Origin of the sequence: Novipirellula caenicola (assembly GCF_039545035.1) — a bacterium.
Lineage (GTDB): Bacteria > Planctomycetota > Planctomycetia > Pirellulales > Pirellulaceae > Novipirellula > Novipirellula caenicola.
In genome coordinates, this window is record NZ_BAABRO010000009.1 from 182,994 (window position 1) to 207,535 (window position 24,542).

Annotated in this window: 11 protein-coding genes; 5 read left to right on the forward strand and 6 right to left on the reverse strand. The window is 55.0% G+C overall.

The window, feature by feature from the left end; genetic code table 11:
* Positions 1-14 precede the first annotated feature (14 nt).
* Entirely contained in the window at positions 15-5,420 is a 5,406-nt protein-coding gene (locus ABEA92_RS17930) for a serine/threonine-protein kinase (RefSeq protein WP_345685218.1), read from the reverse strand.
* Positions 5,421-5,613: 193 nt separating this feature from the next.
* Between ABEA92_RS17930 and ABEA92_RS17935 the strand changes: the two genes are divergently transcribed.
* Both ABEA92_RS17935 and ABEA92_RS17940 read left to right on the forward strand, forming a co-directional pair.
* On the forward strand, positions 5,614-6,093 hold the full coding sequence (locus tag ABEA92_RS17935) for a cupin domain-containing protein (protein ID WP_345685219.1): 480 nt from the start codon (positions 5,614-5,616) through the stop codon (positions 6,091-6,093).
* A 52-nt stretch (positions 6,094-6,145) separates the two neighbouring features.
* A complete protein-coding gene (locus ABEA92_RS17940) occupies positions 6,146-7,552 on the forward strand; it encodes a pyridoxal phosphate-dependent decarboxylase family protein (RefSeq protein ID WP_345685220.1) in 1,407 nt (468 codons plus the stop codon).
* Here the strand turns inward: ABEA92_RS17940 and ABEA92_RS17945 are convergent.
* Both ABEA92_RS17945 and ABEA92_RS17950 read right to left on the reverse strand, forming a co-directional pair.
* Entirely contained in the window at positions 7,549-7,716 is a 168-nt protein-coding gene (locus tag ABEA92_RS17945) for a hypothetical protein (RefSeq protein WP_345685221.1), read from the reverse strand. The genes ABEA92_RS17940 and ABEA92_RS17945 overlap by 4 nt on opposite strands.
* A 513-nt stretch (positions 7,717-8,229) precedes the next feature.
* A complete protein-coding gene (locus ABEA92_RS17950) occupies positions 8,230-9,987 on the reverse strand; it encodes a SulP family inorganic anion transporter (protein ID WP_345685222.1) in 1,758 nt (585 codons plus the stop codon).
* 1,340 nt (positions 9,988-11,327) lie between these two features.
* Between ABEA92_RS17950 and ABEA92_RS17955 the strand changes: the two genes are divergently transcribed.
* From ABEA92_RS17955 to ABEA92_RS17965, 3 genes are read left to right on the forward strand one after another with little or no spacing between them, the layout of a single operon-like run.
* Complete coding sequence (locus ABEA92_RS17955; protein ID WP_345685223.1) at positions 11,328-14,783, forward strand: hypothetical protein; 3,456 nt, start codon at positions 11,328-11,330, stop codon at positions 14,781-14,783.
* The gene (locus ABEA92_RS17960; RefSeq protein WP_345685224.1) at positions 14,780-15,247 is read left to right on the forward strand and encodes a response regulator; all 468 of its coding nucleotides are present in this window, start codon (positions 14,780-14,782) and stop codon (positions 15,245-15,247) included. Before ABEA92_RS17955 ends, ABEA92_RS17960 begins: the two co-directional genes overlap by 4 nt.
* The gene (locus ABEA92_RS17965; protein ID WP_345685225.1) at positions 15,240-16,487 is read left to right on the forward strand and encodes a phosphorylase family protein; all 1,248 of its coding nucleotides are present in this window, start codon (positions 15,240-15,242) and stop codon (positions 16,485-16,487) included. The genes ABEA92_RS17960 and ABEA92_RS17965 overlap by 8 nt, the downstream gene beginning before the upstream one ends.
* 1,330 nt (positions 16,488-17,817) lie before the next feature.
* Here ABEA92_RS17965 and ABEA92_RS17970 read toward each other — a convergent pair.
* From ABEA92_RS17970 to ABEA92_RS17980, 3 genes are all read right to left on the reverse strand, one after another.
* Positions 17,818-23,079 carry a PKD domain-containing protein gene (locus ABEA92_RS17970; protein ID WP_345685226.1) on the reverse strand — a complete coding sequence of 1,754 codons (5,262 nt, stop codon included), beginning with the start codon at positions 23,077-23,079 and terminating at the stop codon, positions 17,818-17,820.
* 233 nt (positions 23,080-23,312) lie between these two features.
* The gene (locus ABEA92_RS17975) at positions 23,313-23,792 is read right to left on the reverse strand and encodes a hypothetical protein (protein ID WP_345685227.1); all 480 of its coding nucleotides are present in this window, start codon (positions 23,790-23,792) and stop codon (positions 23,313-23,315) included.
* A 24-nt stretch (positions 23,793-23,816) separates the two neighbouring features.
* Entirely contained in the window at positions 23,817-24,104 is a 288-nt protein-coding gene (locus ABEA92_RS17980; RefSeq protein WP_345685228.1) for a hypothetical protein, read from the reverse strand.
* Positions 24,105-24,542: the final 438 nt, after the last annotated feature.

Here is a 24,542-nt window from a genome sequence, read left to right on the forward strand (position 1 = left end):
CTCACCGATCCGACTTACGTTCTCTGGATTCGCTGCATCGCGGATTTGATCAAGTGCACCATCGCCATCACGACGATCCAGCCTGTTAACAGTGCGGCTGTCAAATAAGCTCCGTAGAACCAAATGAACCACCAACCGCTCGACGTGTAATGTTCGCCCGGCTCGATCGCATGAGGACTGGCGTGCTGCGTGACAAAGATCGCGAGCGATGCCATTACCACCGAAATGGCAAGCGAGACCGTGAGCCACGTGGCCAGCGGCCACCATTTTTTGGTTAACAAGCAGCGAAACAAATGGATGCTCGCCACCACCGCCGGTAACGTAACCAGCCCAAGAGCGACCTTGGTCACGAGGTCCGCCTTGTTGATGACGGGCGAGTCAATCAGCAACGCAATCAGCGGCATCGCGGCGACCAGTGGCGAAAGTAATAGCCAACGCAAACTCCATTGCCGCAACCGAAGCGTTCGCAGCAGGTAGATGCCGGGCAAGTAGATCAACATCACGCAGTAAAACACCGCCCAAGCAATCTGATTCAGCAAGGTGTCCAGTTCGGTGGGTTGAGGACTCCAGGGCAGTGGTTGGCTTTCGCGAGGAGATGTCTTTGCAGCGTTTAGGTTTGCACTTACCCGAGTCTGCATTGCAGCGAGTTCGCCAAATCGCGGCATCATCGTGGCCTCACGCACACTGACATTCAGTTGATTTTGAAGGGCAAACCAAGCAGGGTGGTCACGGCTGGAATCACTCAGCATCGCCAGTTGGCCTGGATCGGTTAATAACGGATGGACCCCCGGTTTAGCTGGCGGAACCGACAACCGCCAGACGAATTCACCCGTTTTGGCATCCAGGGCGTACAGCACTGCGGGGGCGAACAGGTGATGGGCTAGGATCAGATTGGGATGCGATTGGCAGGCGGGCAAGATGCCTTCGATCTGGTCGTCCGCGGTGGCGATCAAGTCGCGTTTCCACAGCGGCGAGTCGGGTGTTTCGGGGCGGATCGCGATGAGACGGTTTTGATGGATCAAGACGAGTTCGTCGTTGTCGTCACCATTTGTATCACAGGCCACGACGCGGCTGTGTCCGCTGAGGACGCCTGGCGGCGCGTCGACGCGGAAATCCGAGACCGTTTTTCCGTGATGATCGACGACAATGACACGGGGCGTGCCATCGAACCAGTGTAGGCAGATGCGTTGCGGTCCCGCGGCGGTTCGCAGAGGCATGATTCGCGGACGATATCGATGCTCGTTGTCGCCGACGTGACCTTGTCCCCATCCCGCAGAGACGTCGAACTCACGTGCCCAAATTTCACGACCCTCCGCAGCGGAAAACGCTCGCACGATGGCGATCGAACGTTGCCCGTCGGTCGGCATATCAAAATGCAACGTGATCAATTCGGGGGTCTTGTCTTGCTGGAGATCGATCACCACAGCGGGTGGCATTTCGCTAAACGCATACGGAGGATTGCGTGCCGGAGGGACAGCGGTCTGCCAAAGTCGGGTTCCCGTTTTTCCATCGAGCGTTCGCAGTTCATGACGCTGCGGTCCGATCGCGGATGCCGCCGCCGTCATCGCCGCATCGCCGGGGACGACGATGTCCAGGGCCCCATCGGCATTCAGATCATCAATACAAAGCGGGACTGTTCCCTGGTCAAACTCGCTTGGTGAAATCGATTCGCCGGGGGACAACCCGTAACGCTTCGTCAGCGGTTCGTGCCAGACCCGTCGTCCACTACGTCCCGAGAAAACAAACAAACCCAATTGTTTTTGGTGAATGTTAAACTCGCGGTCCTCGGGGAAGCCCCAGTCGCTTGCAGCAACCCAGATCACCTCGGCGGTCCCATCGCCATCGAGGTCGCGGACATCCATTGCGTGAACTCCGGCGACATAGCGTGTTTGAAAATCGGCCGCCCAGAGGCGACGGCCCGTGCGTCCGGAGATCGCGAAAAGCGGCACGCTGGGGTCTGGCTTGGCTAAATTGTTGACGTACAGCAATAAGTCGATGGTGCCATCTCGGTCAAAGTCCCCGGGAGCTGGCTGCAAAGTTTGCTCGGTGTCGTCGGTGGGCTGATGCAATCGATAGTCATCCGCCAGGAATCCCGAACCGAGGAATCCGTCTTGCCGTGGTAACGCAGCGACCACCCGCAGATGGTGCAAGTCTTTTTCGGGTAGTTTCGTTTTCCACAACGCACGTCCATCACGCCCCGAGGCGGCGTGCACGGTTCCATCGGGTTCGACTCGAGTCAGGTCACGGACACCGTCTTGATTCAAATCGACGGTGGCGGACCAGCGTTCGCCCATCCGATTCCACAATTCACGTGGTTGTCCTCGAAAACCGATCAGTGTCCCGCCGGCATCAAGGGCGTTCGGTTGCCGAGGAATGAACGCGAACAAGTCCTCGATCCCATTCGGCTGCGCCGCAGCGGCTTGGAATGCCACCAAATTTGAACCCACTCGCGTTACATCTCCGGTGCCAGCCGAGAACGCGACGGCGAGTGATGGTTTTTCGTGGCCCAGCATCGGATGGATTGGGACCAGGAACTGAGGCCAACCGTCGCTGCCCGCGTTCCACCACAGCGGCGGCCCTAGTCGATAGCTGGCACTTTCCGTTGGTCCCGTCAAAGGATGCCGTCCTACCCACAGAGGCGTGCCATCGAGACCGGAAAACACATCGACATACAGATCGAAACTTCGTGACCATAGCGTGGCGGTGAACACATCGGAAATCCCATCGCAGTTGATGTCGGGACCAGCCAGGAAATGGTCCACTTGTTGGTCCATCGTCTTGATTCTTCGTTTCCATCGTCGCTGGCCAGTGGTCGCATCGCGGACTTCGATTTCGCCCCACGCACGGACGCTGTTCGTATTGGTTTTGGACGTGCCGTTTGGAAAGATCAATTCGTATCGTCCGTCGTTATCAAGGTCGACAATCTGCGGCCACGCCGGTGGATCGATCGCCGTTTGAATCCAATCAGCGACCGGCAGTTCGGCTTGCGAATCGAACGTCCACAACATCCGAGCCTCGGTCAGTGACCACACGGCGATCCGCACTCGCGAATGGGGGCGGTTGGCCGCCGGCGTGCCGATGGCGGGCAAACTCTGCGTCAGAATCACTTCATCGGCGCCGTCCCCATCGACGTCGATCACGATGGGGGTGCGACTCGGTTGCACTCCGCAATCGATCGGTTGGCCGATTGGGCTTCCGGTGGCGGTGTCGTAGGCAATCAGACGCGATCCGACCATCGTGGTCAGCCGCTTTGGCGACACTGCGGTGGACGTGTCCCAGGACGCCAACACCGCCGGACTGGGGACGTGGTGGAAATACCCGGTGCGCTCGATCCGAGGCAATTGGCGACGTACGCCGCTGAGGGAAAAGTCGCTCTGGATGCCACCGACCGAAGACGCCGCGGCGGCAGACCCGTAGAACCAGCGAACGCTTTCGGGCACATCCAGCGTTGCGGGCGTGACAAAATCGGACTCGCTAAAGTTGAGTCGCCAGATTGTTTTTCCCGATTGTCCGCATACCGTTTGCAGCCAACGCCGCACTTTCGCGGATGGATCGGCTTGCTCGGCCATCATCACGGCGAAATCGGGGATACCATCTTTGTTTGCATCGTCGACCACCGTTGGCGGGTACAAAACGCTGCTGCGGACTCCTTGCTGATAACGCTGCGAATCGTTGCTGATTTCTTGTTCCAAATCATGCCCCGCTGCAGCGGTCCACAGCAACTCGCCATCGGAACCGGAAATCGCGAACACGATCGCTTGGTGACGTGCGGCCACGACAAAGTCCTCGACGTCGTCGCCGTTAAGATCCACCGCGGGACTAACGATGTAAGGTCTTAGGTCGAAGCTGCCTCCGCCGGTGTAAGGACTGCTGGTCATCAATCGCTTCCATGGCCAAACCCAACCGATCGTGGGCTTCAGCAGAGGCTGGCTTGTGTGATCCAGTGCGGTGGTCCACCGCAGTTGATTTCGTTGTGGGTCGAAACATCGTAGCCCCGATTCGTCCATCATCACGATCAATGGATGTCCGTCCGCCGCCACAATCTTGTAAGTGCTTTGAATGTCCTGCGGGGGCATCAATAAGGATTCGTCGAGGTTGACCTCAAATTTGGGCGATTGACCTCGAGCCAGATTCACGTCGTAGGTTTCACTCAGCCGGCTTTCACCGGAAATCTGGACTTGGTACTGACCTGCGGTGATCTCGATCGGTTCTTGAGTCGGCACGGTTTGGCGTGTGACAAGGGCGCCCGTGTTGTCGCGAATGACCGCCGCCAACGGAGGTGTGTTGGTGGTAAACGACACGGGAACGAGTTGGCTTTGACGATAACTTTGCATCAACAACAACACGACGATCAATAGTGCCGCGGTCGCTGCGACCGAACGAGCGGTCAATGTCAGTGCATGACGATGTTTCCGAGCCCATTGTGCACTTCGTTCGATCCAGTTCGCTCGACGCGTCTTGATTGGACGACCGTCGAGAACCGCTCGGCAATCGTCCGCCAGCGATTGGGCCGAGCCGTACCGCTGCTCGGGCTGTTTTGCCAGGCACTTTAGCAAGATCGTTTCCATGTCACGTGACAACGCCGGTGACAAGGTGCGAGGTGGAACCGGATCTTGGTTCAAAATTTGATCGATCACCCCCTGAGGCGTCTCGGCCAAATAGACAGGCCGCCCCGTCATCAATTCGTACAGCGTGGCTCCGAGGCTGTAGAGATCGGTGCGGTGGTCCAGTCGGTGACGCGATGCCGAAGCCTGTTCGGGACTCATGTAACGCGGCGTTCCGATGACCGCGCCGGTCATGCTAAGTGTCACGGTATCCAGCCGCATGGCCAAACCAAAATCGGTCAGCCAGATTCGGCCCTCGTCGTCCAGTAGCAGGTTGGATGGTTTGATGTCGCGATGGATGACGCCGCGTTGATGCGCATGAGCGAGTGCGTCGGCCACTTGGACGCCCCAGTTCATCGCCGTCATGGGATCGATCGGTTCGGCCGTCTCGCCGAGCACATCGGCCAGACTGCGTCCTTGGATAAACTCCATCGCAAAAAAGTGGACGCCTTTCTCGAAACCAACATAGAAAATCGGGACGATGTTGGTGTGGTGCAAATGCGCCACCGTCTCGGCCTCGCGGCGAAAGCGATCGATTGCCTCGGGATCGCTGAGCGAAGCAAACCGCAGCACTTTCAAGGCGACACGGCGATGCAACGAAACCTGCTCGGCCTCGAACACCACGCCCATGCCACCGCGTCCGATCTCTCGCAGCAACCGGAAATCGCCGAGTTGTTGGTCTCGCGTGTGCAGGTTCGATTCCGCGACTGGGGCCAGCGGTGATCCCGGTAATTGCAATCCGTCTAACGTCGATGCCAACGCCCCCGACGTTGGGGCGGATTCATTGGTGGCATCGTTTGACTTTTCGCTCGGCATCACAATTCACTCCATGCAACGCCACGTCGGTTTCTTTACGCCGTCATTTTACTGCTGGGTAAACTGCGACGAAATGGATTACTTCCCAAAATCCTCGCCTGGATTGTCAATTGCAACTCGGCGAAGTTAAGATTCACGTGTCTGAGCAAGAGGCTCCGGTTTTCTCTTCAGTGACCTTGATTGCGAAATGACCATGAATTACTCGGCAACGTTACGCAAAGCCAATGAAGGCCGCACGATCGCGGTCGTTGGTGACGTGTACCGCTTTCTGGCAACTGGCGACGAGACGGGCGGCAAGTATGCGATGTGGGAAGCGATCGTTCCTCCGGGCGGCGGCCCTCCACCGCATATCCACAGCCGCGAAGAAGAGTCGTTCTACATTCTCGAGGGCGAAATCACGTTCCACGTGGGCGACGAAAGGATTGTTGCCACGCCAGGCACATTCGCCAACATGCCGGTGGGCAGTCGGCACAGCTTTAAGAACGAAACCGACAAGACCGCTCGCATGATTCTTTCGGTGGCGCCTGCGGGTTTAGAGCAGATGTTCTTCGAGGTTGGCGTGCGACTTGACGAGGGTTCCGCAGAAGCGTTGCCACCTACAGAGCAAGAGATCGAGAAGTTGATGGCGGTTGCGCCAAACTACGGAATCGAAATCAAACTGCCTAAATCGTAGCAATGAGTTCGCACTCGGCACCCATCTGTCTAACCCAAAACAACGAAATCTTATGTACGAAACGCTGCACGCTGATCACCAGCGTCTTGAGCAAATTTTGACGAGGGTGCTCGAAGACAGCGTCCGTTTTCTCAGTGCGACGAGTTCCAGGCCCGCAGGGGTCGTGCCGCCGGCGACTGACGCCGAAACGCTGCCTCAGGAGGGTATCGGCGCTACAGGAACTCTTGATCTTTTTCAATCAAAGTATGCCGATTGGATGAGTGGGTCTGCGGGCCCTCACTACTTTGGGTTGGTCACGGGCGGCGCGACGCCAGCCAGTATTGCGGGCGATTGGCTGACAACGATCTACGACCAAAATGCGACAGGTTCCAGCGATTCGATCGCGCCGCAGATTGAATTGGCCGCGATCGGGCTGCTGCGTCAATTGTTTGGTTTGTCGTCCGAGCACGCGGGAGTGTTTGTGTCGGGAGCGACGATGGCGAACTTTGTCGGTTTGGCCACGGCACGGCAATGGGTAGGGCATCGATACGGTGTCGACGTTGCTAAATCAGGAATGTCGGGACTGCCGCCCATCCGCGTGCTGTGCGGAACGCCTCACTCGAGCGTGTATAAAGCGATCGCGATGCTGGGGCTCGGACGCGACAGCTTGGAGCGGGTTGAAACGCTTGCGGGGCGTGAAGCGGTCGACGTGGTGGCGATGCGAACTCGATTGACGCAGCTAAACGAAAGCGGCGACCTGTGTGTGGTGGTTGCTAGTGCGGGGACCGTCAATAGCGTCGACTACGATGACCTTGACGCATTGGCGGATCTGTGCCACGAATTCGGAGTGTGGTTGCACGTGGATGCGGCCTTTGGTGGCTTTGCCGCGTGCGTCCCCGAAAAACGGTCGCTTGTTGCGGGGATGGATCGCGCGGACTCGATCACCATCGACGCGCACAAGTGGCTGAATGTGCCGTACGATTCCGCGATGATCTTTACGCGTCATCTGCAACAGCAGCGTGAGGTTTTTCAGAATTCCGCCGCGTATCTCGAAGCGGACGCGTCGCCAAGCAATTTTGTGAATCTGACGCCTGAAAACTCGCGTCGATTCCGCGCCTTACCCGCCTGGTTCACGTTGATGGCGTATGGTCGCGACGGGTACCGTGAAATCGTAACGCGAAATTGCCAGATCGCCGAGGAGATCGGCAAGCGGATCGATGCCTCCAGCGCGTTTCGCTTGCTGGCGCCGGTGCGAATGAATGGCATCGTGTTCACGCTCGCTGGCAATGATGTTGCGCACGGCCAAATTCAAGCGTATCTGCAGGCGGTACAGGCGGGCGGAGTGCTTTACATGACGCCGACAGAGTATTTTGACGCACCGGCGATCCGGATTTCGGTGACGAATTGGCGGACGACCGAACACGACATCGCGGACGTGTGGAATGGAATGCTCGCGGCGCTAGAATCCGCATCGTCTTAACAGGTGAGATTGCCGACTCCGTTTTCCACCGAGATGCCGCGATAGGTCATCTTGGGGCGTTTGCCGACAGCGGTGGCGTCGAGCGAGAATTGTCGCGTTGATATTCGCGTCGGACTTGCGTTATGAATGGCTTGATCAGCTTGAGCGTGCCGTTTCCCATTCACGGGTATCGGGTTCCTTCCAGGTTTTTCGGTCTACCCACAAGGAGCCTGGATACACGGAAAGCCTTCGCCAAATGCTGAAACAGAGTCGCGTCGGCCTCCGGAGTCACTGTTCAGTGGTTTCGCAGCCATTGCCGATCTTAGGCGAACTCGCGTGAGAGATTCAACCTGTTCGGCGATTCAACGAAACTCTTGACGGCTTGTTGATTTAAATGAAATGCAGATCGCATCAATGAGCCGTTGGCCGTGAGGCCTCGGGTAATGCGCCGGACCCGGCCGCTGACGCGTCGCGGCTCACTAAAATCAACAAGCCGTTGACGGGCTGTTGATTTAGTGAAGTTTCCTGCGGCGAGGGTGTTTGATGGACTTCCTAGTCCGTCAATGGTGTATTCGACGGACTAGGAAGTCCATCGTACGAATAAATCAACAAACCGTTGACGGCTTCCGCTGCCAGCAACAAAATCGACGTTCGTCAGGCGTCAATCGATTTTACGCCATCGGTTACACAGCCTCGGTCTACGGTTGTCGCGAAACGGGCGAGCGCGGCTTCGTTTGGCGGAAGGTGGCGGTGAGGTCTTCCCAGTCGATATGCAGCTTGCCGCCGGCCGCTTCGTGCTGTTTTTCCCAGTCGGTGAACAGTTCTAGCACGGCATGATCGACGAAGGTTACTTGATCCAAGTCGACGTGCAGATCGCTGCTTGGATCGACTTCGTCGAGGATCGCCGTGAGCTTCGGCAGGGCGAGGAAGGTCGCGGGCCCGGCGACGTGCAGTGTCGTTTTGCCGTTCGACTGATCGACGTCAACTTTCACGTGGCTGAACGCCCACAACAGCTTGGCCGCGGCGAGCGCGATGCCCACCACGACCCCGGTCAGCAGGTCGACTGCCACTACGAGCGACAACGTGATCAGGCAGATCAACCCTTCGGACTTACTTGTCTTCCATAGCTTCTTCTGCGCGGGGAAATTGATGAGCTTCCAACCGACGACGACCAGCACCGCGGCGAGGCTCGCCATCGGGATCAAGTTCAAGATGCCAGGGAACACCGCGACGAGGATCAGCAACCACGCGCCGTGCAGGATGGCCGACATGCGTGTCCGTGCGCCTGCGTCAACGTTTGCCGAACTGCGGACGATAACACCTGTAATCGGCAACACGCCCAACAGGCCGCAGATGGTGTTGCCTATGCCTTGGGCGGTGAGTTCCTTGTTGTACTTTGTCTTAACGTGCTGCTGCATCTTGTCGACGGCGGCGCAGCAAAGCATCGTTTCGGCGCTCGCGACCAGGGCGATCGTCACCGCTATCACCAGCAGTGCGGGATCGAGTAGCAGCAGCCACGACTCGCGCGTCGGCAAGTAAATGCCGTCGGTCAGGTCGCTCGGCACTTCAACCTGTTTGATGTGAACCGGGTCGCCGGGCTGCCTCAGCGACTCGCTCTCGGCGGGGGTCGCGACTTGCACTTCCAACCCGCCGGGCCGCGCCGGGGCGACGGTGCTTTCGACGGCCGCGGCGTTGGGCGAGGGGTCCCCTTCATGCGGATCGAGCTTGGTGATGCCGACCGAGTACGCGACGATCGACGCGGCGACGACCGCCACCACCGGCGGCGGCAGCACGCGAAGCGCTTTTATCGGAATGAATCTCCAAAAGACGAGTATCACAATGGTGCCTACGCCGATCATCGCAGCTAAGTGGTGCGGCTCGCCATCGATGGGCGTGAGCCCCGTCATGATCGACTTGGGAATGGTCACGAGATTCGCCAGCCCCTTGCCGAGCGGGTCGACCCACTCCTTGGCGGCCGTTTCGTCGTCGACCATCTGGTGGAACATCTTGGCGAAGATCAACACGCCGATGCCGCTGAGCATGCCTTGAATCACCGCGGGCGAAACCGCGCGGAACAGGCTGCCAAATTTTAGTAGTCCGGCCGCAAGTTGAATCAGCCCGGCAAGGAACACCGCCATGCCGAGCGCGTGCATGGCCTGGGTGATATCGAAACCGCCGGACTCGGTCTCGCCAAAATCTTCGATTACTTTCGCGACAAGCACAAACAAGCCCGCTGCCGGACCGCTGACTTGCAGCGGCGAGCCGGCGATCCAACCGACGATCAGGCCGCCGACGATGCCCGAGATGAGCCCCGTGGCGGGCGGCGCGCCCGAGGCAATCGCAATGCCGATGCACAACGGCAACGCGACTAAGAAGACAATGATCGACGCAGGTAAGTCGCTCTTGAAGGCTTCGCCGAGCGAAAGTTTCGGCTTGCCGTTGCTGTTGTTAGGCATAGCTGGTTGGCCTTAACGAATGAGGTGCACGCACCGCTCACGCGAAAAATCAACGATAGCGATTTGAGTCATGGGGGCCTTAATCCCACCTTATCCCCATGGTTTTACCAGAGATAGCGAGCGTTCGTTCACTCGATCGGTCCGATTTTGCGAAGAGAAGAGAGAAGTAGGGGAGCCAGGCCCAAAAAATTTTTTCACTGAGCGTTCTCAGAAACGCTTCGTAGTCCTCCGGTTTGTGGAAGATCTCTTGCCGATTGTTACCACGATTGATCGCGTGATCAATCTTTCCCGCTTCATCCGGCCGCTTTGTCCTGGGCATCAAAAGCTCCCGCCGAGTGTCTTGGTCAGTCTCGAGCCAACCTGCCCACTATCTGCTGCCAGCTTAATACCCCCTTCCCCTTTTTTCCCCTTTCCCCTTTTTCCCTCGTGGGACACACGTTTGGACATGTTGGGTTCCTTCCAGGTTTTTCGGTCTACCCACGAGGAGCCTGGATGCACGGGAAGCCTGCGCCAAATTCCGGAAAAGCGTGGCGTCGGTCTCCGGAGTCGCTGTTCAGTGGTTTCGAAACCATTACCGACGTAGGCGAACTCGCGCGAGAGTTGCGACCTGTTCGGCGATTCAACGAAACTCTTGACGGCTTGTTGATTTAAATGAAATGCAGATCGCATCAATGAGCCGTTGGCCGTGAGGCCTCGGGTAATGCGCCGGACCCGGCCGTTGACGCGTCGCGGCTCAATAAAATCAACAAGCCGTTGACGAGTACTGCTACGCCGGTAGCAAAATCGACGTCCCATCAATTTCATAATTCTGTCAACGGTAACAACAGCTTGATCTTGAGAAACACCGAAGCTACACTATGACCCTGGCAAGCAACACCAAGCCACTAAGCCACCAAGCAATTCATCAGGATTGATCGGAGCAGGTGGCCAACGTGATGTCCACGCACTCTGCGAGTCAGCGAATTGCCGCAGAGACGTCAGTCGATAAAGCCGGCGCATGCCAAAAAATGAGAAAGCGGTTCCGGTTCCGGCCACCGGACCCCGCGTAAGCTAGAGGCCGACGTTCATGACGTCCTAGCATTACCCCGGTATCCCTTGCTCCTCCAAGTGTCATGCTGCAATGGTTGAACGCAGAGTCGCCAACGGAAAACATGCTGGCAAGCGTTTCAAAGCGTGCTCCAATTACCCACATTGGCGAGAAATCATTGCCATTAACTAGCGTATGCAGTCGCTACCTAACCTGGGATCTCATGCTTGATCGTGAGCCGATAAGTTAGATGGAGGTCAGGCAGCGCAAACTACGGCTAAAAGTCGGTTCGTTTTTAAAAAAGGTAAACTGAATGGGGGCAAAGAAGCAACTTTCGGATGGCTCTGTCAAAGCGTACATCCGCAGGTACTACGCAGATAAAAATGGGTTCGACTTAGAAACATACGAAACTTTGCTCTCCGAACCATTCGACAAACTTTCTACAGTCCTCGACCGTCTTGGGTTCGCAGTGAAGCCTTTGCTTGCTACTCGCGGAGTTGGGTCATGGAAAAGCTGGCGAAGTGTTCGTTCTGATCCAGCGGTCGATAATTTCCACTTTCGACTTCGGTGGGAGCTTGCAAAGCTTCAATACAACTCTGTAAATCTTGCAACTCAGTTAGCTCAGCGAGACTTGGTTGAAGATTCACTGTTCAGAGATGATATCGATCTTGCGAAACAGCAACTCGAAGCGTTTGAGACGCGTTTTGGACATTCTCTTTGGTCGCTAGCAACTCGGTTTCGACTCTATGAACTGGAGCATGGAACTGATTACAACAGAACTGAGCTAATGCGTTTCGTAGAATCAAACGGAAGTGACAAGGCAAGTTTGTGGTCAAACTATCTCGCCCATTCATTTAGCACGCAATGTGAGTCATCACTCACGAATCGTGACTATCGAGACGCGATGAAATACTTGGAAGCCAACGACGATTCAATCGGGGACTATTCACTAAACTATCTGAGATACCGCTTGCTTTCAACCTTGCCGTCAGACGACCAGTCTCGAACTGATGTACTCCACTACGAGTCTCGCCACGCTGCGATCGATGTCTTTGATACAGTTGTGACACTACTGGCGACTGCAGACCTATGTGAACTACCGCCAGATATTGCTGTCGCGTTAGTTGAAACAAGCAAATCAATTGAATGCCCTTTGCTTTCGGCGATTGCGTTCCAAGTCTCTCCCGAGACGATTTCTCCGGCCGATTTCCCTGACGTTCGAAACGCCTACGAGGCAATTTTTCTTGGGGATTTCGAAAGAGCATTGGAGTTAGGTCGTGGGTCGATCTTGAACCATCCTCGGTATTTTGGATGCTACCAGGTTACGGCACTGAGTGCAGCGTGTGTGGGTGACGAATCAGCGATTGCGAGTATCGAATCGCCAACGCAAAGAAAAATACTCAAGGCACTATTCAACTGGTACTCAATCAACCAAGACCGAAAAGAGGCTCTGGAAACGCTCGGAAAACTCGCCCGCTTTTACTCCTGCACTTCCTTTGGATGGAGCCTAAGTCTGTTTATCGATTCCAACGATGGAAACTTTGATCCGCTTTGTTCAGACAGAATACCATTGCAAGCGAGTCCAACACCAATTCCACAACACGCTCTGCACGTTCGAAACCCGGAGCTTTCCCGCAGACACTTGGACAGTCCGGCATTCAAAAACAACTCGATTGTTCAGGTTACTTCTCTTCAATTGCTGTCATGCAATCATGATCACGAGAACTCCTTTGAGAAGCTCACCTTTCCGACTGTACATAGAAAACTTCACTTACAAGCGATCGTTGCCTGGCAAGGAAGCAAATACGCAGTAGCGTGTCGGCATCTTGCAAAATTGCGGCAAGACTTTCCAAGTTACTATTTTTCACGTCCGGAAACTCAGATATTGGAAGCGTTTTGCCTTTTTGAGACGGAGAGTTTTGAAGATGCGGCGAGGTTAACTGGAACGCTCTACGCGACCAACCCTGATGCAATGCCGCCAGCACAGCTGAGGAAATTCTCTGAACTTATTAAAGACGAAAACCGCGATTTTGATCCTCGGAATATTTGTTGGTCAATTTTGGCGGGCGCACTTCGAAGTAATGACCACTCGTTGATCAGCTTGGATCGCGTGCATGATTTCGTTTCTGACTACATTGAATCACAAGGCTGTACGTTGCCCACAGAGTTGCTTGGTTTGCGGATGGGTGATCTCGACCCCGTCAATTTTGCATTCTTCCGGGACTGTTGCAGACCCGAAATTATGGAATCATCTATCTGGATTGAGAGCCAACAAGAACTGTTTGAAGAAAGGCTGAGTCTGTGTGAACGCATCAAAGATGGAATGGGGGCCCCACTTGGTATCGAGGGTGAAATAGGATCGCTAATGCGAAAGCTCGCTGTTATCGACATCACGCAACGGATTGAAAGAAGCAAGATTTTTGTAGACGTAGAGAAGATATGCGAAAGAAGTCCAGACACGCTACGCGACACCATTCGCAGATTACTAACGATTGTCGCGATTCAAAGCAACGAAGTTAAGCAGGGTTTGAAGTTGCTGGGCATGCCAGACCGTGACGGCGGGAAAGTTGTGCTGGTTTCAGTCGACAGCGGAAAAGAATTGTTTCGGTCCATCTTTTCCAAGCTTAAGGACGAGTATCTATTTAGTCCCGAACTTGGACTGGACGCAAACCTAAGTCAGTCGATCCGACACGGTCCGATTATCAGCGGAATCAGAGCGATTTTTGACAAAGCCCGCCTCGTTACGCGAAAGACTTTGGATGGCAACTACGCCGAGAACGAGCACTGGCTCAATATGCTTTGCGAAGGCAGCATTGAACGCAATACAGTTGGTGCCGCGTTTACTCAGTTTGCCTTTGAGGTCGATGCATTCATACGTGCCATTCGAACCGATGAAATCCAGATTCGATCGGACGAGTCGCCAAATGGTGCCTTGTTCTACGAGTTTTCTGACAGCGAGCTGGCGTCAGTTTTTGAGAAAGTCGAGCCGTTTCATGACGTTGATGATGTCATCGGCGTGATACTGAACGCACTTTCCGTTCGAACTGAAGCGTGCCTGCAAGAAGTTCAGAAAAGAGTAATGAGCGAGTGGGGTGACAGGCTATCCCAAATGCTTCTGACTCTGAAGTCGCAGCTAGAAGAAACTGTTTCTGACCCGGCAAAACTACTCCCACTTCGAACGGCAATTACCGACTGCTCCACAGAAATCCCACGTGGCCTCGAAAAGGTTGCAGCGTGGTTTGCACAAGAAGACAAACTCGAAAACAAACCGTTCTCTGTCCGTGATTTAGTGCAATCGTTCGAGCTGATGGCAAGAAAGAGCGGACAGCAGTGTGACGCCAACGTTATCAACAGTAGTTCCAGTAACCAGCAGTTGGTGAATGGCGCTTATTTCCGTCCCATGTGGGATCTGTTCTTCAATCTTTTCGATAATGCTTTAAAGCACTCCGGGCTAGATGTTGTGCAAATACACGTCGAAACTGACTTGAAAAAGGAATCGACATTTGTTCGTGTCAGCAATCCGCTTTCTAGCAAGATCGACATAGACGAGTTGCGATCCAAGACGAAACAGCTGAACACGCTTTCGCTCGACCGCAAGAGCGATTTAAGCAAGTTGAGGCTTGAGGGTGGATCAGGCGTTGCGAAATTGCACAAGATTGTTCGACATGAAATCGGGGACAACCTGGGCGACTACACAGTCCATTTCGACGTCAACGAGGAAGGGCATTTCGTCGCGGCCGTGCAATTCAACATTGGAGTAGAAGCATGAGAATTTATATCGTTGATGATGAAGACGGGAAGATCCAAAACATTCATGAGTTCGTTCGGACGCACTTTTCGACATGCAAAATCGAAATGTTCCGTTCGTTTCAAAAGGGACTACGTGCTCTCCTGACCGATCCGCCGGATGCCCTTCTCCTAGACATGACTATGCCAACATATGAAGTTGGACCTCGTGAACCAGGCGGTAGAGAACGACGTTATGCAGGGCGGGAAATTATCCGCCAACTGAATCGAAAGAAAATGAAAATCCCGGTTATCGTTCTGACGCAATACGAGCAGTTTGAAGATGGAGGAAAGGATGTCGACCTTCAAACGATTAAATTGGAACTAGTCGAGAATTATCCGGACATTTTTGTTGACGCAATTTACTACAACGCATCGGACAGTCGCTGGATGAACGAACTTGAGAATTTACTTGCGCCGATCCTACAGGAGCACGATCATGAATAGATTGACGTGCTTAGTCGTAGACGATGACCCCGACAAAGCTTCGCAAATTCAAGAGGTTGTCTGCCGTGAATTTGGGGACGATTTCGTCGAAATCGTCTGCGTGGGATCGGCTTATGAAGCTGGCCAGCGCATGAGAAAGTCCATGTTTGACCTGCTGTTTATTGATCTGAATCTACCTATGCGCAAAGATGGAGAAGCAGTTGGCGACGGTGGGATCAAGTTACTAAAGCAAGTCATGCGAGCAACGGGAAAACTGATTCGTCCGTCATTCGTGGTAGGGATTACGGCCTTTGAAGATCTGGCGTCGCGTGACGTGAAAGATTTTCGTGAGCAGGGATGGGCGCTGATTCAGTATGAGGCCGATTCTGCTGCGTGGGAATCGACAATTGCCAATCATTGTCGACAGATTGCTGAGATTCAGAAGCGATATGCGTCAAGTGAAGTTGATCATGTTGATGTTTGTATTTGCACGGCACTTGCTGAGCCGGAGTTGCGAGCGTGTAAGGACATTTTTTCTGTCAAGTTGAAGTCAGTAGAGAAATGCGGACGCAACTTTGATTTGTATGAGCTTATTGTAGGTGAACGAAAGGTTAGCGTTTGCCTCGCGAGCGCAAGCGAGATGGGGATCGCTTCCATTGCCTCATTGACTACACAGTTGATCTGCAATTTTAGGCCGAGTGTATGCCTTCTTCTAGGTATCTGCGCAGGAATTAGGAGCGAGATTGGTGACTTGGTGATTGCGGAATCATCAGTTAACTATCAAACGGGTAAGTGGGAGCAGGCGGATGAATCTCTAGAGGCCGTCTTTAAGCAAGAGCCGCGGTATCACACGGCGTCACCCCGAATTCTCGAAGCATTAAGGTGTTTTAACAGTGAGCGTAAAGACAGAATTCTAGCAATTCCATCTGCTTTTCGGGGAGTCGATCCTCCCAAAGCGCCTGCGACGAATATTGGTCCGGTTGCTTGTGGCGCGGCGGTAATCGAAAGTGAGCAGATTGTCGGTGACCTTCAGTTTCAGAATCGAAAACTAGAAGGTCTCGAAATGGAGTCGTACGGGTTCTATGTCGCGTGCAGGAATGCATATCCTGGTTTGGAGTACGCAATGATTAAGGCTGTATGCGACACGGGGCGTCCACCTAAGCGAGACGAGTTTCAAAGCTACGCCTCATTCTTGAGTGCAGAATATGCGATTGCATTTCTGCGTGACCTCGTTGAAAGGGATTCTAACCTTCTTTTGTAACTCAGGCGCCAGTGAGCACGCTCCGGTGGCCGACACCGGAGGCTGCTGTGCGTTCTTCATCGATCGCGGCTGCGGTTTAAATCCGAACACCCGCGTGATTTGCGAAAACGAGACTCGCATTGAGTGATGAGAATGAAACTTTTATTGGAATTGCAGGCGTTGGTTGGTCGAGCGGTCCGAGTCGGTTTCACGTTTTCCCGATGTTTCTCCGGAGTTGGGGCGAGACTATTGAGTCACATCCATTGAAATCGCTCTTACCCAGGACGACCAAAGGGGACGGGTGCCCCACAACGCTCGGCTTTCGAGTGAGCGGCGAGAGAATGCCATCTAGGCTTGCAATCTTCTACAAGCATTGCACTGATACCCTTCAATGGATGTCGAAAAACGATTCGGAACTCTATATATTACAATCGACTCGCCCTCCGATGGTCGCGACTAATATCCCAGATTGATCGCGACAAAAATGCCACATTTCCCGTGGCGATCACTTGTTGCCTTGATTTGCTCGTGGATCCCACCGATCATGGGAAAGGTCACGCGAAACGCACAATACGCTGGCTCGATCCCGTGCTATGTCCCGAGCAATCTAACAAACGGCTCCTTCATGACTGTGTTTACCCCGACACGTCTCCGCGACACCACTGGATCGACCGATCGCACCGTAGCAGCCAATGGGTGCAAAAGGTGTCAGGACTCTTTTTTCTTCCTCCTCGCTAAGTAGCGAACCAGCGACCCTCGTCCACAAGTTGCTGTCTCCTATTCGAAAAGCCATTTTGGCATCGTTAAAGGTTGGAAAGTGATCCAGCGCTAGGCGATTCTTTGCGAAAAGAGTCCTGACACCTTTTCTGCACTCCGTGGGAGTGGAGTCTGGGAGCGGAAACAGAGGGCATTCACTTTCAGGTGACGACGCAAAAACAACGACTGTTCGGTGGCGGCTTCAACAGTGTGCGGAGGACATCCAGTACCACAGCAACACCTGGGGCGAACCGGATGAACGAAGCAACTATTTCAGTTTTCGAGTCGCAAAAAGCCTTCCTTGAAGCAATGCAACCGTAACGGTCGCGTGGGGCCATAAAATTGCAACGAACCGCGCGGTACAAACTGAAGCAAATCGCCTAAATTCCGGCGTTGGAAAGCGGTTGCTCGATCAGCAAAGTGACGAGTGTTGAAGCCAGATAGGATCAGACCGCTCGTTGACTGCTGCCCGCGCATACCACCTGCTTTTTGCACAGTATCATGCTCGGCTGCGTTTTTTGACCGCGCGCTGCCACTGCCGCAGACTTCGTCGTTGCCAGATTCTACGAATCCGCATCATCCTCGACAGCTTGACTTACTTCTTTCCCTTTCCTTTGTTCGTCCCGCCATTGCCGTTTCCGTTGGAATTCGCATCGGTGGCGGTGTCATTCGCGAAAAGCAGGAACCAGTCGTCGGCTGAACTGCCTGTCAGGCTGTCGGCTTCTCCGGCATCGTCAACGATTTCCAGACCCAGGCCCGCGAAGACATCGTCGGTGCCGTCCCGGTACTCGTCGAACTCAATGTCGGTGGCTTCCTTCAAGCGTTCCTGCATCACCAGAATGTCGTCCTCGTCAGCGATGCTGTCGGTCGTGGCGGTTGCAGAATTTTGCAAGACGCCCCCACTGATCAGATCACGTTCGGGATTGCCAATGATGCGATCTTCACCCAATCCGCCGATCAGGATGTCACGCCCGGAACCACCATTGATGTGATCGTCACCATCACGCCCCAGAATCACGTTCGACCCGTCGCCACCGTTGAGGTGATCATCACCGTCGCCACCGTCGATGATCGTGTCAAGCGTGATCCGACCGGAGACGGTGGCGTGATCGTCGCCATCACACAGCAGCATGAAGATTCGATCGACGTTGGCAAGCACGAAGTTCCGAGTCTCACCCAATGCGTCTTCGGGAATGAAGTCCGCATGGACTTTCAGGGTGCCGTTGCCGGTTTGATTGAGACTGACGTGATCGTCTTCGCTGGTACCGATGATTTGCAGGACGCCGTTTTGCAGGCCAACGCCGCTGACGACTGCCAACGTACTTGCCGGGGCCGCCGCTCCGGTATCGTCATCGCTAACCGTCACGATGATCGTAAAGATTCCACCCGTGGCATAATCATTATCGACTGCAAAGCTGACCTTTCCCGTTGAATCGACTGCGGTGATCGTCAGCACCGCGTCGTCGGTTGTTGAGTTGAACATGTCACCCACCGTCAATCCGCCGGTCGCTGTCAACTCGAACGTCGAATTGGTCGGTTCGTTAGCATCTCCCCAATCAATCTCCACCTCATGCACATCCGAGAGGCCAGGATCGGTGAACATTCCGGTCAGCGTGATCGGATCGTCCTCATGCGCGCTACCGCATTTCTCGGCACCGCTAGTAATTCCATTAATCGTCGGTGCGACATTGCTGACGGTGAAGGTACTGTCATCATCACCGTTTTCAGCATCATCGTCTTCGACCAACACGCTGATCGTGCTGTCATCGGCATCACTGCCGTTGGCTCCCGGCCAAGTCGATCCCGACGCGCCGTCGTCGAGGTATTGATGCTGGACGCTGAAGTCGACCTGGCCGGTGCTCAGGTTCACGCCGGTGATCGTCAGCGTCGCACCGTCGGTCGAACTGTAGCTGCCCAATAGGTTGTTGGTGTCGTCCAACTCAAACACCGAGTTGACGGCGTTGTTGGGATCGGCCCAGTTGACCGTCAGCCGATGTGAATCGGACAGCCCGATATCGGTGAACGAACCGGTCAAGGTCGCCGTGCCGTTTTCGTCGATATCCGCTACCGTACCAAGGGCCACCACGGGCGCCACGTTGTTGACCGTGAAGGTGGTGTCGGCTTCGCCGCTTTCGTCGTCGTCATCTTCGACCAACACGTTAATCGTGGTGCTGTCGGCATCGCTGCCGTTGGCTCCCGGCCAAGTCGATCCCGACGCGCCGTCGTCGAGGTATTGATGCTGGACGCTGAAGTCGACCTGGCCGGTGCTCAGGTTCACGCCGGTGATCGTCAGCGTCGCACCGTCGGTCGAACTGTAGCTGCCCAATAGGTTGTTGGTGTCGTCCAACTCAAACACCGAGTTGACGGCGTTGTTGGGATCGTCCCAGTCGACCGTTAGCCGATGTGAATCAGACAATCCGATGTCGGTGAATGAACCGGTCAAGGTCGCGGTCCCGTTCTCGTCGATATCGGCCACCGTCCCCAGAGCCACCACGGGAGCCACGTTGTTGACCGTGAAGGTGGTGTCGGCTTCGCCGCTTTCGTCGTCGTCATCTTCGACCAACACGTTGATCGTGGTGCTGTCGGCATCGCTGCCGTTAGCTCCGGACCAAGGCGATCCCGACGCGCCGTCGTCGAGGTATTGATGCTGGACGCTGAAGTCGACCTGGCCGGTGCTCAGGTTCACGCCGGTGATCGTCAGCGTCGCACCGTCGGTCGAACTGTAGCTGCCCAATAGGTTGTTGGTGTCGTCCAACTCAAACACCGAGTTGACGGCATTGTTGGGATCGGCCCAGTTGACCGTCAGCCGATGTGAATCGGACAGCCCGATATCGGTGAACGAACCGGTCAAGGTCGCCGTGCCGTTTTCGTCAATGTCGGCTACCGAACCGAGCGCCACCACCGGTGCCACGTTGTTGACAGTGAAGGTCGTCTCGATCTGGCCTCCGCCGAATTGGACGTTGTCTACGACTACCGTGAAGTTGTTTGGATTCGCTCGCATCGTGAACGATGTGATATTGGTCCAATTCTGTCCGATCGGTGGCGAATGCGTACCCGCCGTTGAGACGGAGAAGGTGTCGCCATTGGAATTCGTTAGCGTGAGGGGAAGTCCATTGGTACCAAATACATCAAGCGTATCGAAACTCGATAACGTGAAGGGTGTGCCACCCTGGCTTACTTCGATGAAATTCGGAGCCGTGTTGGCCGACCCATCATGGAAACAGAAATAGGGATTGGAGGAATTATTGCAGTCTGTGTGATTGACCGGATTCTGTGGCGAGAAAGTGAATCCGTCCTCGGAGTATGTGCCTGATCCGGAGTAAACCCCACTGCTGAAATCGATCAGAACAGAAGGACTCGAGCCGCCTGCAGTTCCTCCGTCGTCATCACTGACCGTTAGTGAGATCGTGCTTGTATCAGAGGGCGATCCATTTCCGCCCGGCCAAGGTGAAGCTGACACGCCGTCATCGAGATATTGATGCTGGACGCTGAAGTCGACTTGGCCAGTTGACAGGTTGACTCCGCTGATCGTCAGCACCGCGCCGTCACCGCTGGTCGATAAGTAGCTCGCCGCCAAACTATTAGTTGCGTCTAATGCGAAGGTCGAATCGGTGGCGTTATTTGGATCGTCCCAGTCGACGGTGACGTTGTGCTTATCGAGCAGTCCCGGATCGGTGAAGCTGCCCGTCAAAGCGGCATTTCCGTTTTCGTCGATGTCGGGCACTACGTCGAGGCTGGCCGTGGGCGGAACATTCACGACGTTCACCGTTGCCGAAGCGGTGACTGCAGATCCGGAGCCGCCGCCATCGACGTACATGAAGTTCTTGAAGCCGGCGGAAGGGCTGCTAATCACGCCGTTTTGATACAGCCGATCGGAGGAGTCGCCTGACTGCCAATTGGAGTGTCCCCAAGCCACGTTAGAGTCGCTACCTCCGTTTCCGTCAACAATGCCATTGCCTCCGCCCCAGATGCCGTCATCGTTGCTGAAATCTGGATCCGCACTGGTTCCGGCGAATCTGCTCGCCATGTCCCCAGCACTGTTTGAGAATCGCCACGTCCCGTTGTAGACCTGCGTCCCAAAGGCCGACGACGTCACGGTCCAGGTCACCGCCTCGCCTGTGGCAACCGCGTCGATGAATCGTTGTTCCAATGTCTTGGTGCTGGAGAACTGCCAGTCGATGGTGAACAACTCGGTTGAGCCATCGCTGGTCACAATCTGAGTCCAACTGTTGTGCACAACACCTGCGTTCACTGTCGACACGAATGCGCTGTCAGATTCGTCGATCACCGTTGGCCCGTATGGGAGTTGCTCCGCAACGATATCGTTTTGCGTAATCGCAAACAGCACGCCAGTCACGTCCTCGACGGTGACAAGCACGTTGCTTAGATCCGACGGTGTGCCGTTGCCCAATGTCGAGTCACCGTCGTCCAGGTACTGATGGTCTTCCACGCTGAAACCGATCGCTCCGGTCGAAGTGTTCACCGACGTGATTGTCAACTCCGCGCCGTCGGAGGACGTAAAGGTGTCGTTCACGGCCAGCGTATTGGTCGCTGGCAAATCAAAAAATGAATCGGTCGCGTTGTTCGGATCGTCCCAATCGACCGTGATCTTATGCGCGTCTTCCACGCCGGGGTCGGCGAACGAGCCGGTGACGACGGCAACTTCATTTTCATTAATGGTGGGAGTAACAGCGACCACGAGATTTTTCGGCGCCGCGTTGTTGACGGTGACAACCGTGGAACTTGTATCCACGCCGCCATCGCCGTCGGTCACGCGCACATTGACCGGATACGTCCCGTCATCCGCGAAAACGTGCGACGCCGAATTGCTCGTAATCGGGCCGACTTCGTAGACACCATTGTTGTCGAAATCAAATTCGTACAAGAGCGGATCGATCGGGTCAGTCGCGGAAACGGAAACCGAAACGCTCGAACCTTCGTTGACAGGACCAGTGTTGGTGACGGAGTTAATGGTCGGCGGGACGTTGGCAATGTTGACTACGGCCGTATCGATCGAACTGAACGCCCCGTCGTTATCTCTGACCCGTAGCGCCACCGTCCTGCTGGTGTTGCCGTCGATACTTGCTGCCGAGAACGACGGCGACGATGATGTAGAGTCAACGGTGAAGGTTCCCGTGTAGTTGAGATCCCACTGATACAGATTGATTGATCCGTCGGGGTCATTGGAACCAGCACTTGAAAGTACGACACTCCCACCCTCTGACACGCTGTACGGCCCGTTCGCGATGGCAATCGGTGGGGAATTTATGGTATCCAACCCCAAATAGCTGCTAACGCCTGAGTCTTGAATGTTTCTAACAGCAGCCTCCAGGGTGTAAGTTCCGGAAGATGGAACGGTGTAAGTCCAAGTCGTCCAAGGCGTCTGGCCACGGTCACCTACGGTCGCAACATTCGCGTTGAATAGGACTACGTTATTCTGCAAAATCCGGAGATAGCCATCGTCGTTATAGGGAAGATAGTCACCTGTATCAAAGAACGCTCGACCGCGGATCTGTTCGCCGGATGACGCGGAGAAGGTCTGCGATAATCTTGTGTAAATGCCTTCAGCACCGGACTCTAGCAACGCAAACCGACTTCCCTGTTGCGGAAAATAAGTAGTTCCAGTTCCACCGCCTTGTTCGGCGTGGCTCGATACCACGCTGGCGTTACCACCGGTCGCAACTGATGTTGCCCAACCAGAAAATCCAGATTCAAAACCCGGATTGGTCATCGCCAACAACCGCCGATCTTCCAGCGATTCCATGAACAGTCGTCGTCGATGTTTTCGCAGTTTTTGAGCTCTCCGCTTCGAGTTGGACTGTGGTCGATTTGCACGAACAAAATCGCTCAAACGCATGGGATTAATCCTGTTGAAGTGAAGGGACTCAAGTGGCCCACTCGTTGGAGAGTACTTCAGTCAACCGGCTCTAACGTCTCGTGCGAGATTGTCGCACTTACCGGCTGGGGATGCGGCGCTCACCAGAAAAGGGGGTCAGTCAGAAGGCTGTATTGATACCCCCCCCCGTGATTCGTTGTCAAACAAATATCGAGAAAATATTTTGCACACCGAAAAGAGTACAGGTGCACAAGTTAGTGGTCAGCCGAACCCAGTGCGTCGATGACATTCGCCCAACTACTGAGCGCACTTCGACGAAGTAGACGCATCGCTGGGCACCAGGGCGAATCGTTACGCGCACCTAGCCAACGCCAATCGGGTGTGCACTTGAGCAGCAGAAAGGTGGACACACCCAGCGCCCCGGCAAGATGCTTGATTGCTGTATCGACCGTGACCACGACATCAAGCTGCACAGTGATCACCTGATCATCGGCTGACTCCAGACAAGGCTTGAACTCTTGCAAAGGAATCGACCGGCGGCGATCACCACGGTTCAGCTGGCTTCCCTGCCAACAGAGCCCGACTCGCCAGCCTGGTTTCGGCGGCAGCCGGTCGCGCCATACCGACACCAACTCGGGTTCGGCTTTGAGGTAGGGCACCTTCGCCGGAATCGTCTCAAACGCCGTGCCGAAGATCCGAGGCAAACTCATCAACGGCGCGTAAACGTCAAACATTGTTTCGGAGCGATCTTCCGTGATCTACTGATCCACGCCTGCCACGCTGGAAAGCAACCGGCGCAACCCTGGGTTGACTCGAGCCAGAACCGTGTCGCCGCGGGCTTTTACCATCGAGGCATAGCGGATGAATTGAATCGTTTCCCCCAATCCCTGCTCATCCCATAATAAGATCGTCTTGCCCTGCAGCGACAATCCGTCCCAGGTGGGCTGTGAGTACCGTTCGCTCGGTCGCTTTAGCCCATTCGCCAGCCATCGCCATTCATATTGGCGAAAACCTCGCGGTAAGTCTCCATTCAGCAACCAAAGCAACGATCGATTCCAATGGGCATCGGCGTCGAGGAAAGCCAGATCCGTCTCTTCATCGTCTTCGACATAGCAGTAGTGCTGGACATCTCGAAAGAGGAGGACGCGTAAGAGTCGTCTTCGGCATCCATCCACTTTCGAAACTGAGAGACCAACCGGCGAATGGCACAGTTCGGACGTGGGTGACAATGTCCCGAAAGGCGAGCTAAGCTGCTGCAAAGCTGGCGAATTCTAAAGGCGTTCGTCGCACCTTACGTAGCCCACGCACGATCACGTCCAACTGACAGCGGTTGAACAAACCGCCCACAGTTGCGCGTGTCGCCAATTGCGTTCGGTGCTGCACACCGAGGCGAGTTTTGGCATTGAGCTTGCGCCACCCGGTGGCCGACACTGGAGCTCTTTCTTACACGCTTCAATTTCATCGACCGGAGGACCCAATCGGAA